Raw genomic sequence first — 17,068 nt, 5'->3', positions numbered from 1 at the left:
TCAGCTTCATGTGAAATTGGTGTAATTAACGACGATGGCTCTGACAACCTTAGCAACACAATTATTTTGCCTTCTTTGACGTCTTCAGATGCAGAAGCGGCGAATGTGAATGTTGTTGGCGAAGTTGTTAACTTCTCTATTGGTCCAGTCGACCCAGCAGCATGTGCGTCGGCGGCATCAACTTTCGATATGGTTGCGACTGGTGATCAGGTTACCACTGACGTACTGCGTAATACATATGGCTCAGGTCCTGCAAACATGGGTGTTCAATTGAAGCTTGCTTCTGGCGCATCAATTTTGGATAACCCACTTTTGGCACAAAGCATTACAGATGCAGACAGCACTATAGTCGACTTTACAAGTCAACTATTTCACGTCGACGATCAGGCTGTTGAGGCAGGTTTGATTGGTTCAGTAACAACAATCACGACTGCTTACTACTAATCATTCATTTCATGTTTGATAACAAGCCGCCTACTTTGGGCGGCTTATTTATAAAATTCAGTCTAAATTTAACGATATACCTTTTGCGGCTATAGCTCATCTATTATCGCATCATTCAATAGGCCGCTAACTAATTGGGGATCAAATAGTGAGATATATTTTTCTGATTGCCGCCCTTGTTCATCCTCTTTTTGCTTGGTCCGCACCCTATATAGGAGCAAAAGCGGGTAAGGCTTGGAGTGACTTTGTGTGTGACCAAGAGTGTAATGAAGATGCTAATACTCTTGGACTCATGGCCGGCTACCAATTTGACGAAAATTGGGCTTTAGAAATGAATGTTGATTATTTTGATCAACTGGAATTTGAAAATAACCAAACTCGCTCTCAATCTAACGTTTGGTTAGTTGGTGCCGCACCTAAGTTAACCATTCCTTTGTCAGGGGACTTTAATCTATACACTAAACTCGGTATTGCTGCTTATCAATTTGATAATGACACTCAGTATAGCTACATGGGAGGCTTTGGTATAGATGTCGTATTAACCCCCAATCTTAAACTGGATATTGGTTATCAAGCGGTACCAGACCTAGATATTTATGATGCTGGTGATGGGATATTGAATTCAGTTACCGTCGGATTTATTTATGAATTTAAAACAAAATCGAGAGCTCCAGCACCTTTAACGATAACCGAGCAAGTTTCTGATCCCAAAGGTCCTATTCTGCGTCTTTTTCCTAAAACAACCGAGGTTGTTAACTATGCAAACAATAGTGTCAATCTACAGGCAATCGACATGGAGAAAGTGGAGTACATTGCGGATATTTTGAAGTCCTACCCTATGTCTTCAGTAGCACTGCGAGGTTATGCGGATAGTGTAGGTAGTAATGGATACAACCTCACCTTGTCTAAGCGGCGAGCAGAACGAGTCAGAGAAGTACTCTTGGGTAAAGGCGTATCACAAGACCAAATAACGATTAACTATTTGGGAGAATCTAAACCAGTTGAATCAAATGCGACGCCGGAAGGTAGATATAAGAATCGCAGGGTAGAAATGTTGATACTTGAATTTGAGTACCAATTACAGCAATGACCACGGACCTTATTTGTGTATTTTTAGTGTGATTTTAATGAACCGATTAATTGTATTGAACATTATCTTTGCCAGTCTTTCTATGACCAACTCCCCTTTTGTTTTGGCAAATGACGATGATGAGTTTTTTGATAGTCGCTTTATCTTTACGTCGAGTGAAAATGAAGCCGAAGATAAAGGTAGAATTAGTCGCTATCTTGAATCGGGTGGTGCATTACCAGGGAAATATAACGTCAAGTTTTATATTAACGAAGCTTACGTTGGTCAAGCATTTATTGAAATTAAAGAAGGCAGCGAAAGTGCTGTTTTGTGTAAAAATTCTGACATCCTATTTAACAGAAAGGTTACGCTGGTTCCTGAAGCAAAAATTCAGCAAGGTATCTATGATTGTGGTGAAATTGAAGAAAAACTCAACGCTCGCTGGGAGCTAGACTCTCAGACATTAGCCTTGTCTTATATTATTCCTAACAAGTACATTGATAATAATAAGAAAAGTTTAGAGCAACGAGTTGAAGAGACCCAAGTTGACGGTTTGCTGTTTAACTATGACTTAAGCTACAACGACTATGATGAGAATGGTGGCGAGGTTTCTGGTAATGTCACTACTCAAGGAAACATGGGGCGCGTGAGATTCTATGCTGACACCTACTATTCTGAATCGGATGAGGAAGACAAATTAGATTTTAGCCAAGCGTATGTTGCAACTCCAATATACAGTATTGAATCTGAGTTCAGGGCCGGAGACACATACACATCTGGTGGGACGCTCATGTCTGGTTTTCCTATGCGTGGAGTCAGCATTACTTCTGATTCTGATATGTGGTCTGAGTCGCGCAAGCGTTTTATTATCCCTGTGAGTGGCACTGTAAGTGAAAATTCAACCATCAAGTTTTACTACAACGACACGTTACTCGCTACTCGTCATGTAGAATCAGGGCCTTATAGTTTTAATGATATTTCCCCACCTGGATCGGGTGATCTTAAAGTGGTTGAGGAAGGGCAGTCTGGTCGAAAAACAGTCCGGATTATCTCCGTACCATCTCGAAGTGCCTTGTTGCCGACTGGGACAGTCGATTTTAATTTCTCTTTGGGTAATTATCGTGATTCTGATAACAAGGTGGGTGACTCTGTCGCTTTTTTCAATCTTGGCTATGGCTTAGGTTACATAACGCCAACTTTTACCTCAGTGGTTGCAGAAGGTTATTACTCGAATGAAATAGCGGCGGCGACAGTGGGCCCACTAGGTGGTGATATAGAAATCAACTTATCTCAAAGTAGTTATGAAGATAGTAACCATAATTTGGCTTATGCAGTTAAATTGAATCAGGATATCTATGATTGGTTAGGGTTTAATATCAACTACTATAAATATCTTGATAGAGATTATTTAACATTTTCAGAGTACCAATCTTTCAAGGGTTCAGACCAGCCAACGGTTGGCTATTATGATTCTCGTTTATTCTTGTCGTTAAATATGCAAGTTGGTTACTCTTATCTAAATAGTATCAATCTCAGCTACAGCTCGAATGATACCTTACAGCAGCTTGACAGCCCAGATTTTGATGCCAGTGATGTGACGACTGAAAGCTATAATGTCTCTTTGTACGGTGGGCTTAACTTTCATGATATTACCTACACGTTCACTGCATCGACCAGTAAGTCTTTCGAAAGTGATGACTATGAACCCAGCGTTTTCTTGAGTTTTAACATTCCTCTGCATCTTGGTAATGACTATGTATCACTCACATCAGTAGATACATATGTCAACCGAGATACTGATGGGAATTATACTTCAGGGACATCAGGAAGTGGCACAATAAACAAAGATGTCAACTACTCTGTGTCGACTCAGACTGATTGGCAAGAGAAAGAAATGGACAGTACACTGACCCTTCAAGGTAACAGTAATTACAATCAATTTTATGGCTCGGTTTCAGAAAATAACATCTATGCCAGTGTTGGGGGCAGTTTGGGTTACTCTCGTCAGTCCGGCATAGTCGCCTCTTCTAGCAAAGGTGATAATCCGACATTAGTTAAATTAGGTGAGCTTGAGGGTATCGAGCAGTTTGGCACTAAAACCAATGCCAATGGCTATCTAATGACAAACACCAGTGCCTATAATGAAAAAGAGTTAAAACTGGATGTGGGCGCTTTGTCTGGTGATATTTATGTGGCTTCATCAAGAGAAACGTTTACCCAAGGAAAAGGAACCTTTTCAGTGGTGAGTTTTTCAGCGGAGAAGACGATTAACTATTATATGAAAATACGAAAAGATGGTGAGTTGCTAGAGCCTGGGGCGTTGGTAAAAACGGCCAATGGTTATGCGGGTTATGTTGCCGTTGATCATAGTGTCCTGATTTCAGAACGTTTTACAAACGAGATTCAGCCTACACTTGATCTGACCATCAACTCAACTGAAGAGTGTCAAATTAATCTAGCTAATAAAGAGCTAGCCGATAAGATAAGTTCTCGGTCAAAAGTCTTTAACCTTGGAGATGTTAATTGTGAATAAAGTGATATTACGCGTATGTTCTGTATTGCTACTTTGTGCAACTTTGCCTTCTTATGCTGCGCTAATACTGAATGGTACTCGTTACATATACGAGGAGGGCACTTCTCGTAAGCAAGTAACTATTACCAACAATAGCGAAGACAAAATGGGCGCACAAATTTGGATTGAGTCCTACGATGATGTGAAGGGTAATAATTTATATACAGGAGAAGGTCACTTCACAGCAAGCCCGTCGCTTATAAAAATCGACTCTAAGAAAAAAGTTCAGGTTAATCTTGTTAATATTATTGATGATTTGCCCAAAGATCATGAGTCCATCTATTGGCTGAATGTTCAAGAAATACCCCAAAAATCCGATGTTGATGCACCAGCTGTTGTCTTTGCTCAGCGAATCAAAGTGAAACTTATCTATCGGCCCAAAGGCTTAGGGGAGCGTTACGAAGCTGAAAACAAACAACTGGTATTGTGTGATAAGGGAAATGTGCGTTTTGAAAACGACACTGGGTTTATATTTTCGCCTTTGTCTTATTCGATAGAAGGCAAGAAAACCACGTTTACCAATGTTTTATTACCTGGAGAAACTGTTTTATCAGATACTGGGAAGTCATGCCCAGAAAAAATATCGCTTGAACTTATTAATGATTTTGGTGGTATAAAAAACGTAGACTTTAAGGTCAAAGGAAAAATAACGGCAGGTTGAAAGTAGTATTATGTATTTAATTCGATTTCTCGGCATAATGGCCGTTTTAGTTAGTGTTAATTGCTACGCAGATTATTCGATTACTATAGGTTTTCCGAGTGGTGGATCTCAATATAATGCTCCCACTACTATACCATCGCTTTCAGTTGGGCAAGTAACTACCTTAGAATCAGGGAAAGAGCTTGATTATAAAAGTGGTTCAACTGATTATCCGAATAATGGTAGTTGGTGGGGATGTTGGGGAGGTAAAAGTAACGATGGCCAAAATACTGTATTAGGTTCTACGTCCCAAGGCTATATCGAATCAGGTAACGATGACTACGCATTTATTTTTGGCAACACCCATTCTGGTGATGCTAGGTGTAAACCTGGGCAAACTTGGTTCCCATCGAAACCTGGCTTTGATTATTATGTCGGAGGGCATTACATAAAGCTAAAAAGGATTGCTGACACTGGAGACACTTCACCCCTTATCTATCCTAGAATATTTATTTGCCTTATGCCGAGTGACCGAAGTGGTAGTTATGAGAGTAAATGTAATAAGTACTCGTCAGAGAGTAATAATAGTGCTTGGGATCCAAACCGAATGACAGTAATCCCTCCTATTCCTCCATCAGCTTGCACTGCTCATTTGACCACAAGCGGAAGCCCTGTCATTGATGGTGGTACAATTCAGCTTGAGACTATCTCAACGTATGGAACAATCGGTGTGCCGCCTACCACACTTTATAATGGTAAGTCTTTCGCTATCGAACCAGTCAATGGTCCAGGTGAAAACTGTCAAGATTTTTCAACCAGCAAGGTAACATTTAGATATGACCAAGTATTGTCACAAGGCAAACCTGTCATAAGGTCTAATAGCGCAGATGTGGGGTTTGTTATCACGCGCAAAGACACACGAGATTATGTTGAAAATGGTACTCAAATGAATTTTAACGACTTGGATCCTGAGTTCAAGGTCAACTATTGGTCATTGACACCTACAGTAGGAGCTGGAGCTTTTAATAGTGGTACAGTAACTATTGATATCATCTATAATTAATCATGGGCTGTGTAAAATGAATATTATTTCGAAAATGATTGAGAAAAATGGTGACTTTTTGTTTTTTGGTCTATCAAAGCTGTCAAAGCACGGTTTGTTGGGCGCAGTGGCTTCGTGTATTTTGTTGTCGGTAAATGCTTTTGCAATAGAAGATACCACTACCTCACACGTCAAATTTTCTGGGCAGTTTGTCCTACCGACTTGCGATGCGGCTGTTTATGATGCAAATAATACTATTGTCCCTTCAGGCACAGTGTTGTTGCCAAGCCTTGATAGCACGGAAGCGACGACTATAGGCCGCTCTTCTATTGGAGAAAAGATTGTATTTAAAATTGGGCCAGTTAACCCTCAGGCTTGTATTGATGTACCACTGACACAATTTAAAGTGGATGTTTCTGCGTCAGGATATTCAAGTGGAAATGTGCTTAATAATGTATCGGGTAGTGGGCCAAGTAATATTGGTGTTGAAGTGTTGCAGGAAGATGGCAGCTCAATACTCAATTTTGGTGATCAAGCCAGTCAGTCAATCAACCCTAACGATGTAAATACTACACTCGTACCATTTAGCGCCCAATTATATAATAAAACAGGTGGGGCGCCTAATGCGAATGGATATATATTATCAGTAGCAACTTTTACTACTGCTTACTATTAATTGTTTTTTATTTTTCTTAATTATTTTATCTTATATTTAAAGAAATTAAATTAACCGTATGTAATTGTTTTTATTTGACACTTTGACTATTTAAGACTAGTTTTTAATTAAGTATATTAATATTTCTATTAATTTTAATAAATTGGCGAAAAATAGTTATGATTCAATATACCTTAGATCAAATAATCTCGTTTTCTCTTGTAGCTGATCATGGCTCTTTTGCAAAAGCGGCACGAGCAAGTGGCAAAGATAGAACAACGATTAGTGAGCATGTTAGTAATCTGGAAATCGCTTTAAATACGGAACTGTTTGTTAGAGGTGGCAACAAATTAATTATTACAAAGCAAGGTGAAAAGCTCCTGCGCTGGGCTCGCGCCCTACTAAGACAAGCTCAGGGGCTTCAATCATTTGCAGACTCCCTATCATTGCCTGAAAAACATCACTTTCGGATTGCGATTGATATGCACTTGCCTAACGATTTTATATTAGATGTAGATGTTGCTGCTAGGGAGCTACATCCTTTTTCTACTTTAGATTGGATATACCGTAGCAGGGAACAAGCCGTTGAAGAATTGAATGACAAAACCCTTGATGCGGCCATAATACTGAGAAATGATCAATCACAAAGAGTTGTACCACCTAACGGACTAATGGCTTGTTATTTAGGGGAAGTGAAAGGGAAACTATATACTGCGATTGATTCGCCACTGCAGGATATCAGCCCAATTAATTTTAGAGACCTAGCTGATAGTACGAGGTATTTACTTCAAAGTACTTTTGAGTCGGGTATCAGTGAACGAGCTGCTTTTTCTGGACGTCAAGTGGTTCTGAATGGTATGGACTTAATAGTTAAGTTTGTTGAAAAAGATGGTTGGGCTTATTTACCTTCAAATTCATTGTTGGATAAAAACCCAAAAATTAAAGTATTAGAAGCTAATTTCTTAAACGTGCATTGGTCTATGGGACATGTACTGATGAGTCGAAGTGATATTTCAGGGGAACCGTACCAAGCCTTGTTAGAGTCAATAAAAGACGTATATAAGAACTCTTTCTATTCCTAGTGACTGCTGAGTGAAAATTTTATTAACTGTAGAAATTATAACTGTAATCTGAATGATTTTACCACAACTTCCGCCCAGCGATTGTTATCTTGCTCTACTACTATATGTTAATTAGATTTAATCGCTTCCAAGTCTAAAATACTTTGTTTTATTTCGCTGGGTAGTTCGACCTTACAATGATTTATAAAATCAAACATCACGCAGGTTGCTTGGCCTTGAGTGCAGATTTTACCAATCTTTTTACTCACAATTTGATATTCCATTGTGAATCTATCTTCTTGCAGATCGATAACCTTAGCGCCGATTAAAAGTGTATCAGGATAGGTTATCGGCAGCTTATATTTGCAGCTGGTTTCTGCTAGTACTGGCCCTATTGTGGTTTGAGATGAATCGACTAATAGATTTATTTTAGAGAAGTAGGACAGGCGTGAAGATTCGAAATACCGAAAATACACTACATTGTTGACATGCTGGAGGGCGTCCATTTCTCCCCAGGCAACATTGACTTCAGTGATAACGGGAAAATCTTTAAGTAATTCTTGCATATCATACTCCTTGGCTAATTTCTCATAGAGGTTTTATTGTAATGCCTAATTACGTAAAGACTTAGAAATGTTATAAAAGTGTGATATTTGGTAGCCTGAGTAATGCTATGCTTTACATAAAAAGGTCAGAGGAGTAGCTTTAAGACTAATAACCTGATGGAGGAACAGCTATGACAGCACCCGATGGTTTTAATCTCGCCTATGTAGATAAACGTACTGACTGGACTGATGAGCTCTTTAGTTTGCGTTTGACCGGTGCTCCACTTGATTTTAAAGCGGGGCAATTCACTAAACTGGCGTTGTATGATGCTGGCCAATTGGTTAGCCGAGCTTATTCTGTTGTCAACGCACCCCTCAACAACAGTGACATGTTAGAGTTTTTGGTGGTGTCGAACCCTCAAGGTAAGCTGACACCAAAATTACAGCAACTGAGAGAAGGTGAGCAGGTCTATGTTGGCAATACTGCTCATGGCGATCTGATTCTGAGTTCTATCCCGCAAGAGACGAAAGATTTGTGGCTACTTTCGACAGGAACCGGAATTGGTCCTTTTTTGTCACTCTTGGATGATATTAATGTTAGGTCTAGGTATAACAAAATCGTTTTGGTGCATGGTGTCAGACACGAAAAAGATCTAGTTTACCGTAACCTGATTGAACGAATGGTGGAGCAATATGAAGGGCGCCTTTGTTATCTGCCTATTATTTCAAGAGAGCAATCTTCATTGGCGCTCAGTGGCCGTATCCCCCAATTAATAGAAGAACTCAAGCTGCAAGACCTTGCTAAAGTACAACTAACGAAAGAAAACAGCTTTGTGATGTTATGCGGTAATCCTGAGATGATCAAAGAAACCACCTTGACGTTACAACAATTGGGATTAGATAAGTTTCGCAGAGCAACTGGCGGAAATATTACCTTTGAGCGTTATTGGTAATCGGTGTGACCGAGATAGAAAGCAATAAAGGCCCAGCAGGGCCTTTATTGCTTTTGTGAACAATAGTTTAGAAGATCAAATGAGCGATACCAGCAATAACAGGTAGTGTGATTAAGGTTCGTAAGATAAAGATTACGAACAGCTCAAAAATATTTACCGGAATGCGGCTGCCAAGAAGCAGTGCGCCCACTTCTGACATGTAAATTAGCTGAGTCACAGACATGGCTGCAATAACAAAGCGTGTCATTTCGTTATCAATTGAGCTCGCCAAAATTGCGGGAATAAACATATCAGCAAAACCAACAACAATGGTTTCTGAGGCTGCAACAGCTTCAGGTACGCCGAGTAGTTCTAAGAAAGGAATAAAAGGCTGTCCAAGGATGCTAAACATAGGGGTGTACTCAGCAATCACTAAAGCTATTGTACCTAAACCCATAACGACAGGCAGTACACCAAACACCATGTCGATGGCATTACGCACACCTTCGCCCAAAACTGACGTAATTGATTTTACTTTACCTGCTTTTTCAAGCGCTAATTCCATACCCCAAGAGAAATTGCTGTGGCCTTCAGGCACAAGGTCGGCATCTTTAGCCCGCGTAGTGCCATCAATGAAAGTATCTTTTTTCATACTTAGTGGTGGAATACGCGGGATAATAATAGCGGCAATAATACCTGCAAGGCATATAGCGCCATAAAAGGGTAAAAATAAGTGTTCTAGTTCGACTTGCGCGAGTACGACCAAGCTAAAGGTAATAGAGACTGCGGAGAAAGTGGTTCCCACTACCGCCGCTTCTCTTTGAGTATAAAACTTAGTCTCGTACTGTTTACTGGTTAAAAGGATACCTACTGAGCCATCCCCTAACCATGATGCCATACAGTCAATAGCACTGCGGCCAGGAAGATTAAATATCGGACGCATGACTTTGCTTAGTAGAGTGCCAAATAGTTCTAGTAAGCCAAAGTTGAGCAGAAGGGGAAGTAGTAAGCCTGCAAAAATAAATACCGAGAAAAGTGTAGGCAATAACCCTTCAAGCACTAATCCACCAGTGTTTTCTTCCCAAATTGCTTTCGGGCCCACTTGGAAGAAAGTCATTGCAACGGCGGCCCCACCGATAACACGCACTAATAACCATAGCGAACTAGGGTTGAAGAGCCCATTTAAAAAAGCATTACGAGCAATAAATTCAGGATTTTTTATTCGACATAAAACAGACACAGAGGACATAAAAATAATGATAGAGGTGACAATGCCAACCAAATATTCGCCAAATAAACCTTGAATAGTTTTCGCAAGTATGGCGACAGGGATAGTGATATCCCCTTCATAGCTGATGGGGGCCATGAAAAGAAATAACCCAAGTAATGAAGGGATAAGGAACATCCAAAGATTACCTTTGGTATTTGTCTGTTTGATAGATTGAGCGTTATTCTGCATTTCAAATCTCATGTTACTGCTAATGAACGTAGGGCTTGCAATTGGCTAGCATACTTATTCATTAAACATCTTTATTTAGTCATCCTTGGCGCAGATTAATCGTTATTGACTAGTCTTGCAATACTATTCAATAAATTTCCTTAAATATGCACAATTAAATATGACGCTTGTATGGAATTATGGTTTTTTGTTTCGTGAATGTTAATTTGAATGGTTTAATGTTGCAAGTTGGTTGGGTGTGGTGAATCAATAATTGTGATTTGAATCATTTTATTTACTCATCACTCAAATGAAAAAAACCGCCCATAGGACGGTTTTACATCATCTTATTTGAATTTTACTTGTCTGCCACCTTTCCAAGTTTTAGCCAAGTATCAATTACTGTATCTGGGTTGAGTGATACTGAACTAATTCCTTGCTCCATTAACCATTCTGCTAGGTCGTCATGGTCTGACGGACCTTGGCCACAAATGCCAACATATTTCCCAGCCTTGCTTGCTGCATCTATCGCCATTTTCAGCATAGCTTTGACTGCTGGATTACGTTCATCAAATAAGTGGGCTACATCACCAGAGTCGCGATCAAGACCAAGTGTAAGTTGTGTCATGTCGTTTGAACCAATGGAGAAACCGTCGAAGTATTTAAGAAAATCTTCAGCGAGTATCGCATTAGATGGCAGTTCGCACATCATAATGACTTTCAGCCCTTGATCGCCACGGCGCAAATCATATTTAGCTAGAATATCGATTACTGAGGCAGCCTCGCTTGGCGTGCGAACGAACGGGATCATAATTTCGACATTTTTCAATCCCATCTCGTTACGAACGCGTTTAATCGCCTGTGTTTCTAGCTCAAAGCAATCCTCGAACACCGGAGAAATGTAACGTGAGGCACCTCTAAAGCCCAACATCGGATTTTCTTCATGGGGTTCATACCCTTTTCCGCCGACTAGGTTGCTGTACTCGTTAGATTTAAAATCCGACATACGGACAATAACCCGTTTCGGCCAGAAAGCGGCCGCTATAGTCGCAATTCCTTCAGTGAGTTTACTGACATAGAAATCTATCGGATCTTTATAACCACGAATACGCTCGGTGATTTCTGCTTTAAGTTCATCGGATTGCGAATCAAAATTGAGTAAGGCTTTAGGGTGAATGCCGATCATTTTGTTGATAATGAATTCCAAGCGGGCTAAACCCACACCTTCATTAGGAATTTGAGCAAAATCAAAGGCGCGATCTGGATTGCCCACATTCATCATCACCTTAGTCGGCAGTAATGGAAGCTCATTGACGGTTGACCGCTTGATAGCAAAATCCAATTTACCATTATACGCATAACCAGTTTCACCTTCTGAACATGAAACAGTGACAATATCCCTATCGGTTAGACGAGAAGTAGCATCGCCGCAGCCAACTATAGCGGGAATACCCAGCTCTCTTGCAATGATGGCTGCGTGGCAGGTACGACCACCACGATTAGTGATGATAGCAGAAGCTTTTTTCATCACGGGTTCCCAGTCAGGATCCGTCATATCTGTCACGAGTATATCTCCGTCTTGCACCAGAGACATTTGGTCTAATGAATCGACTAATCGAACTGGACCTGAACCAATACGTTGCCCAATAGCGCGACCTTCCACTAGCACGTCCGCTTTATTATTAAGTTCGTAGCGTTCAATAACATTCTGCTCACTTTGCGAGCAGACGGTTTCTGGTCGAGCCTGGACAATGTATAGCTTACCGTCGATGCCATCTTTGGCCCACTCAATGTCCATAGGACGTTGGTAGTGCTTTTCAATAATCATCGCTTGTTTAGCCAATTCGGTTATTTCATCATCGTTGAGAGAAAATTGCTGACGCTCTTGCTCTGTGGTATCAATGATATCAACTTGCTTACCGATTTCAGGGTTGTCAGAGTAAATCATTTTAATCAGCTTAGAGCCGAAAGTTTTCTTAACAATGGCTTGTTCACCGGCTTCTAACATAGGCTTATGAACATAGAATTCGTCGGGGTTGACCGCTCCTTGAACAACCATTTCACCCAGGCCCCAAGAAGAGGTAACGAACACGACTTTATCAAATCCTGATTCAGTATCTAATGTAAACATGACTCCAGAAGAGGCTTTGTCGGAGCGAACCATACGCTGGATACCGGCTGATAACGAAATTCCCCTATGATTAAACCCTTGGTGTACTCGATATGAAATAGCTCTGTCATTAAACAAAGACGCATAAACGTGCTTTGTGGCTTCAAGTACGGCGTCGATTCCACTGACATTGAGGAAGGTCTCCTGCTGGCCTGCAAATGACGCATCAGGTAAATCTTCTGCGGTCGCAGAAGAACGTACGGCAACCGACAATTCAGGATTACCCTCTATTAACTCTTGATAATCTTTCCGTATATTTTGCTCAAGATCCGCTGGGAATGGAGCTTCTAAGACCCATTGACGGATCGTTGCCCCTGTTTTTCTAAGCGCATCAACATCTTCAACGTCTAGTTCATCAAGTAGTTGGTGAATACGTTCATCCAGACCTTCAAAGTCTAGAAATTGGTTAAATGCATACGAAGTCGTAGCAAAACCGTTGGGCACTGAAACACCCGCATTTGATAAATTGGAAACCATTTCTCCAAGTGAGGCGTTTTTGCCGCCGACCTTGTCGACGTCTGCCATGGATAGGCTATTGAACCAGAGGGTGTTCTTTTGCATGTCTTTCTCCAGAAACATCACAGTTTTGTAGGTATAGAGCAAACGTTTACGCTTATTATTAAAAAAGCCCTGCAATTTTTAAAGCTATGCAGCACGTATCTATTGGCTATGCGCTATTATCGGTATTATTATGGTAACTATCCTACCTCAAAATAATTTTAAAGTTTAAATAAAAAATGCAAATTGATATTCAAAGTCGTGATGTATTCTATGTTTCTGACGGAACAGCTATCACATGCGAGACATTAGGACATGTTGTCTTAGGTCAATTTCCACTTAATGTTCATGAAAAAACATTCCCCTTTGTTGAGAGCGAGGAGAAACTTGCCGACTTAGTAAGAGAAATTGAGCTGTCTTTTAAAAAAACGGGTCTGAAGCCTTTGGTGTTCTTTTCTATTGTTATCCCGGATATGAAGCTCAGACTTTTGCAGGCACCAGCATATTGTTACGATGTACTGGCTGATATTGTTGAACAGGTGAAAGGTGATATTGAAATGGAACCTCAGCCTCAATTACAACGCTCCAGAAGTGTAAGTAAGGACTCTGCATCATATTTTGATCGTATTGCGGCAATAGAATATACCCTAGCTCATGATGATGGCATTACTCTCAAGGGGCTAGGTGAAGCGGATATAATCTTGCTTGGCGTGTCACGTAGTGGAAAAACACCAACCAGTTTGTATATGGCAATGCAATTTGGATTGAGAGTAGTCAATTATCCTTTCATTGAAGAAGATATTCGCCGCTTGAAGTTGCTTTCTGAGTTTGAAGTGCATAGACATAAGTTATTTGGTTTAACTATTGATCCAGAAAGGCTAAATGAAATTAGAGAGAACAGGCTGGCAGGGAGTGATTACGCCAGTGCCGAACAATGCATTAGTGAATTGGAGAGTGTGGAATCATTGTTTCGGCGAGAAGCTATTCCCTATATTAATACTTCTGCCTTATCTGTGGAGGAGATCTCCACTCGCATACTTGAAAAGGCAGGGCTACGTCGTCGACTGTTGTGATAAATATTACTCTGTTTGATATTTCTTTAGTCCTTGATCGAGCAGCTGTTTAAGTTGTTCTTTGTACTTGTATTTTTTTGAAACTAGCATGTGGAATTTGTGCTTAGGCATATTGGGTACAAGTTCTATGGCTACATCATTAGCCAAGTAATCAATACCCCAGATACTTTTTATACCGGAGACAATTTCTTTCCAAGCAATAATGGCATCACATTTACCGTCGTTCAACTCCTTGACAAGCTCATGCATACTATGGGCATTTTGATGTATTTTTTTCAGCTTGAAGTCGCTGTAGTTATATCCGTGAATACCGCATACTTTATAAGCATCTAAATCTGAGGATTTAGTAATTTTGAGGCCCTGAGTGAATTTGGATTTCTTGTACATGTAAGAGGGCGTTGTGGCGTAATACCAAGTAGTGTAAAGGAAGTCTTTAGCACGCTGATCTGAGTAAGTGGCGCTAACTGCAACTTGAAAGTCTCCCGATCTCCCTCCTTTAAGGCACCGAGACCAAGACGACATAGTAAAGTCAAAGGTAATCCGATTTTTTGGCAAGATTTCATTAAGTACGTCCAGGTCAAAGCCTTTGACTTCTTCGTTCTCTACATATGTGTAGGGCTCCCAATCAATTGAGTCACCACAGATATTCAAATGTGTGTCAGATAACTCATTAGTATTGGCTAAACCATTAGGACTTAACAGCATTAGTAAAAGCCAGTAGTAGATTCGTAAATTCATGCTTGGATAGGATCATTGCCTTTGTTAACAACAAGTATAGACATCATAAAAATAATTCGGGTGATTTTGTCGCTTTAAGGTAGTCAATAAGTGATATCTATAGATAAATAATGTAATCGTTGATTACCTGTATAAAGCGGCGAATGTCATTGCGCTTTATACAGGTATTTTTTAGTGGTCTAAGCTGGTTTGATGTTCGCTAATTAGTACATCAAGAGACAGCTCGGCCCGAGCTTCTGCCGAGGCGAGGTTTTCTTGCTCGTTAAATTCCTCGACTACTTCGTAGTAGCATTTCAGCTTTGGTTCTGTACCTGAAGGTCGCACAATGACTCTAGCGCCGCCAGCTAAGCGATAGATCAACACATCACTAGAAGGAAGGTCAATGGTTTCACTGCTACCATCGGCATGGTGTCGGATTGATGATTTAAGGTCGTCTATTTCGGTCACTTTTCGACCAGCAATATGAGTGGGTTGCGCTGCTCTGAGTTTATCGCCAATTGGGGGGGACTTAGGGTCTAAGGCTGTACTATGCTGAGCATTGATATACATACCGTGTTCACGGTAGATACTCTCTAATTGATCCCAGACTGTTTTACCTTCGCTCTTTAACTCTGCAGCCATTTTTGCGAACGCAACTAAAGCAGATAAACCATCCTTATCCCAGACTTTGTTGCCTATGGTGTACCCCAGAGCTTCTTCATATGCAAAGAGAAATTGCCTATCGGCGGTTTGCTCCTTCATAGCAATATTGGTCAGCCACTTAAAACCTGTTAGCGTTTGGTAATACTTTGCGTTGTGGAAATGCGCAATTTTTTCCAATAGGCTAGAGGAAACGATAGTGTTACCAACCAATTGCTTAGATGCTTGTGTTTGATTCAAGAGGTAGTGACCAAATAACGCACCGACTTGATCTCCAGTCAGCATCTGATAATTTCCGTCAGACCTAGCTGCAGCGACTGCAAAGCGATCTGCATCGGGATCATTGGCGCAGGCAATATCAGCATTATTTTCTTTTGCAAGAGCGATAACCATATCCATCGCTCCTGCCTCTTCAGGGTTTGGGAAATGGACTGTGGGAAACGTTCCATCTGGGACTTCTTGTTCAGTCACACTATGTACTGATGTGAATCCTGCATCATTAAGTAATGTCTTAGCCATTTTGGCACCGACCCCATGCATTGCAGTATAGGCAATAGAGAGTGGCTCTGGTTGGTGGTGGAAATTAAGAACAGGAGTTTCGCTGACGACCTGGCGGTAAGACTGATAGTAATCGTCGTTCAGCCAGACTAGAAGTGTTTCTTTCTCAGCTTGTTCAAGGGTCATTAGTGAAATTTCAGTAGTTGCAGCTTTGTCAATTTCTGCTGCAATTCCAGAGTCATGGGGTGGAATTATTTGGGCGCCATTTTCCCAATATACTTTAAACCCGTTGTACTCTGGCGGGTTATGACTTGCTGTTACGACGACGGCTGCGGCTGCGTTTAAGTGCCTAACGCCAAATGCAACTATGGGAGTAGCGGCCACATCATGGGTCAGATACACTTTGATACCCAGCGCAGCAAGGACAGAGGCCGTATCATAAGCGAACTGTTTGGAATCTGTGCGGCCATCATAGCCGATGACAACGCCTCGCTGCTTAGCGAGTTCAATATTCTTAATTAAATAACGACCTAAGCCAGTGGCTGTTTCCTGAATGACAAGCCGATTCATGCGATTTGGCCCTGCGCCCACTTTACCTCTTAACCCTGCTGTACCGAATTCTAGTCGCTGGCTAAATCTATCTGCGATTTCTTGATTATTCTGCTGTTCAACTAATTTTTTTAGTTCTTGATGAGTATGCGGATCAGGATCTCTTTCCAACCAGTGAGTGACTTGCTGCATCATATTTTATTTTACCCCGACAATCTTTGTCCTGAGAGAATGGAATTTAGAAAACAATCATTAGATATTAAGTAAAATTGGTCATCTTTTGCGAGAGAGCAATCGTTAAACCAAATATTGTGATCAAGGTAAACTTAAATCCGTCTAAATCATCGACATTTCCAGTAGCACTTTCTTGCATATTCCGAAAAGGCCAACTAGGTTTTGATAACATAAATATAACAAAATCAATCAAATTTATCGTTATAAGCATATTTTCCGTACCCATATACCCATTAGGACTTTTTTGCGCCATTGAGAGCTAGGTGTGTAG

14 protein-coding genes are annotated in these 17,068 nt (G+C 40.7%); 9 read left to right on the top strand and 5 right to left on the bottom strand.

The window, feature by feature from the left end:
- From KO511_RS21445 to KO511_RS21415, 7 genes are all read left to right on the top strand, one after another.
- A partial coding sequence (locus tag KO511_RS21445; protein ID WP_215989409.1) for a hypothetical protein occupies window positions 1-444 on the top strand: 444 nt, incomplete at its 5' end.
- Window positions 445-592: 148 nt separating this feature from the next.
- Window positions 593-1,534, top strand: coding sequence for an OmpA family protein (locus KO511_RS21440; protein ID WP_215989408.1), 942 nt, complete (start codon window positions 593-595; stop codon window positions 1,532-1,534).
- Window positions 1,535-1,571: 37 nt separating this feature from the next.
- Window positions 1,572-4,046, top strand: a complete 2,475-nt coding sequence (locus tag KO511_RS21435; RefSeq protein WP_215989407.1) for a fimbria/pilus outer membrane usher protein — start codon at window positions 1,572-1,574, stop codon at window positions 4,044-4,046.
- Complete coding sequence (locus KO511_RS21430) at window positions 4,039-4,746, top strand: fimbrial biogenesis chaperone (protein ID WP_215989406.1); 708 nt, start codon at window positions 4,039-4,041, stop codon at window positions 4,744-4,746. The genes KO511_RS21435 and KO511_RS21430 overlap by 8 nt, the downstream gene beginning before the upstream one ends.
- A 10-nt stretch (window positions 4,747-4,756) precedes the next feature.
- A complete protein-coding gene (locus KO511_RS21425) occupies window positions 4,757-5,788 on the top strand; it encodes a hypothetical protein (RefSeq protein ID WP_215989405.1) in 1,032 nt (343 codons plus the stop codon).
- A 16-nt stretch (window positions 5,789-5,804) separates the two neighbouring features.
- A complete protein-coding gene (locus KO511_RS21420) occupies window positions 5,805-6,443 on the top strand; it encodes a fimbrial protein (protein WP_215989404.1) in 639 nt (212 codons plus the stop codon).
- 158 nt (window positions 6,444-6,601) lie between these two features.
- On the top strand, window positions 6,602-7,504 hold the full coding sequence (locus tag KO511_RS21415) for a LysR family transcriptional regulator (RefSeq protein ID WP_215989403.1): 903 nt from the start codon (window positions 6,602-6,604) through the stop codon (window positions 7,502-7,504).
- A gap of 107 nt (window positions 7,505-7,611) precedes the next feature.
- On the opposite strand, the gene KO511_RS21410 is transcribed toward KO511_RS21415, so the two are convergent.
- Window positions 7,612-8,049, bottom strand: coding sequence for an acyl-CoA thioesterase (locus KO511_RS21410; RefSeq protein WP_215989402.1), 438 nt, complete (start codon window positions 8,047-8,049; stop codon window positions 7,612-7,614).
- Window positions 8,050-8,219: 170 nt separating this feature from the next.
- On the opposite strand from KO511_RS21410, the gene KO511_RS21405 reads away from it, so the two are divergent.
- Complete coding sequence (locus KO511_RS21405) at window positions 8,220-8,981, top strand: ferredoxin--NADP reductase (RefSeq protein WP_215989401.1); 762 nt, start codon at window positions 8,220-8,222, stop codon at window positions 8,979-8,981.
- Window positions 8,982-9,048: 67 nt separating this feature from the next.
- On the opposite strand, the gene KO511_RS21400 is transcribed toward KO511_RS21405, so the two are convergent.
- Together KO511_RS21400 and ppsA are read right to left on the bottom strand one after the other, a co-directional pair.
- Window positions 9,049-10,419: a YjiH family protein gene (locus tag KO511_RS21400; RefSeq protein ID WP_215989400.1), complete on the bottom strand. Its 1,371-nt coding sequence runs from the start codon at window positions 10,417-10,419 to the stop codon at window positions 9,049-9,051.
- Window positions 10,420-10,756: 337 nt separating this feature from the next.
- Complete coding sequence (gene ppsA / locus KO511_RS21395; RefSeq protein ID WP_215989419.1) at window positions 10,757-13,147, bottom strand: phosphoenolpyruvate synthase; 2,391 nt, start codon at window positions 13,145-13,147, stop codon at window positions 10,757-10,759.
- Window positions 13,148-13,305: 158 nt separating this feature from the next.
- Between ppsA and ppsR the strand changes: the two genes are divergently transcribed.
- Entirely contained in the window at window positions 13,306-14,139 is an 834-nt protein-coding gene (ppsR, locus tag KO511_RS21390; RefSeq protein WP_215989399.1) for a posphoenolpyruvate synthetase regulatory kinase/phosphorylase PpsR, read from the top strand.
- A 6-nt stretch (window positions 14,140-14,145) separates the two neighbouring features.
- Here the strand turns inward: ppsR and KO511_RS21385 are convergent, their stop codons facing one another.
- Both KO511_RS21385 and KO511_RS21380 read right to left on the bottom strand, forming a co-directional pair.
- On the bottom strand, window positions 14,146-14,877 hold the full coding sequence (locus KO511_RS21385; RefSeq protein WP_215989398.1) for a substrate-binding periplasmic protein: 732 nt from the start codon (window positions 14,875-14,877) through the stop codon (window positions 14,146-14,148).
- A gap of 171 nt (window positions 14,878-15,048) precedes the next feature.
- Window positions 15,049-16,758, bottom strand: coding sequence for a phospho-sugar mutase (locus tag KO511_RS21380; protein ID WP_215989397.1), 1,710 nt, complete (start codon window positions 16,756-16,758; stop codon window positions 15,049-15,051).
- Window positions 16,759-17,068: the final 310 nt, after the last annotated feature.

This window comes from Vibrio hepatarius (assembly GCF_018860525.1).
In the GTDB taxonomy this organism is placed as follows: Bacteria; Pseudomonadota; Gammaproteobacteria; order Enterobacterales; family Vibrionaceae; genus Vibrio; species Vibrio hepatarius_B.
The sequence above is the reverse complement of the archived record's forward strand: the minus strand, read 5'-3'. Positions and strand labels throughout refer to the sequence as shown.

Coding starts and splice junctions, on each gene's coding strand:
- KO511_RS21435 (WP_215989407.1), top strand. CDS start 1,572: ATGAACCGATTAATTGTATTGAACATTATCTTTGCCAGTCTTTCTATG.
- KO511_RS21425 (WP_215989405.1), top strand. CDS start 4,757: ATGTATTTAATTCGATTTCTCGGCATAATGGCCGTTTTAGTTAGTGTT.
- KO511_RS21420 (WP_215989404.1), top strand. CDS start 5,805: ATGAATATTATTTCGAAAATGATTGAGAAAAATGGTGACTTTTTGTTT.
- KO511_RS21415 (WP_215989403.1), top strand. CDS start 6,602: ATGATTCAATATACCTTAGATCAAATAATCTCGTTTTCTCTTGTAGCT.
- KO511_RS21410 (WP_215989402.1), bottom strand. CDS start 8,049: ATGCAAGAATTACTTAAAGATTTTCCCGTTATCACTGAAGTCAATGTT.
- KO511_RS21405 (WP_215989401.1), top strand. CDS start 8,220: ATGACAGCACCCGATGGTTTTAATCTCGCCTATGTAGATAAACGTACT.
- KO511_RS21400 (WP_215989400.1), bottom strand. CDS start 10,419: ATGCAGAATAACGCTCAATCTATCAAACAGACAAATACCAAAGGTAAT.
- ppsA (WP_215989419.1), bottom strand. CDS start 13,147: ATGTTTCTGGAGAAAGACATGCAAAAGAACACCCTCTGGTTCAATAGC.
- ppsR (WP_215989399.1), top strand. CDS start 13,306: ATGCAAATTGATATTCAAAGTCGTGATGTATTCTATGTTTCTGACGGA.
- KO511_RS21385 (WP_215989398.1), bottom strand. CDS start 14,877: ATGAATTTACGAATCTACTACTGGCTTTTACTAATGCTGTTAAGTCCT.
- KO511_RS21380 (WP_215989397.1), bottom strand. CDS start 16,758: ATGATGCAGCAAGTCACTCACTGGTTGGAAAGAGATCCTGATCCGCAT.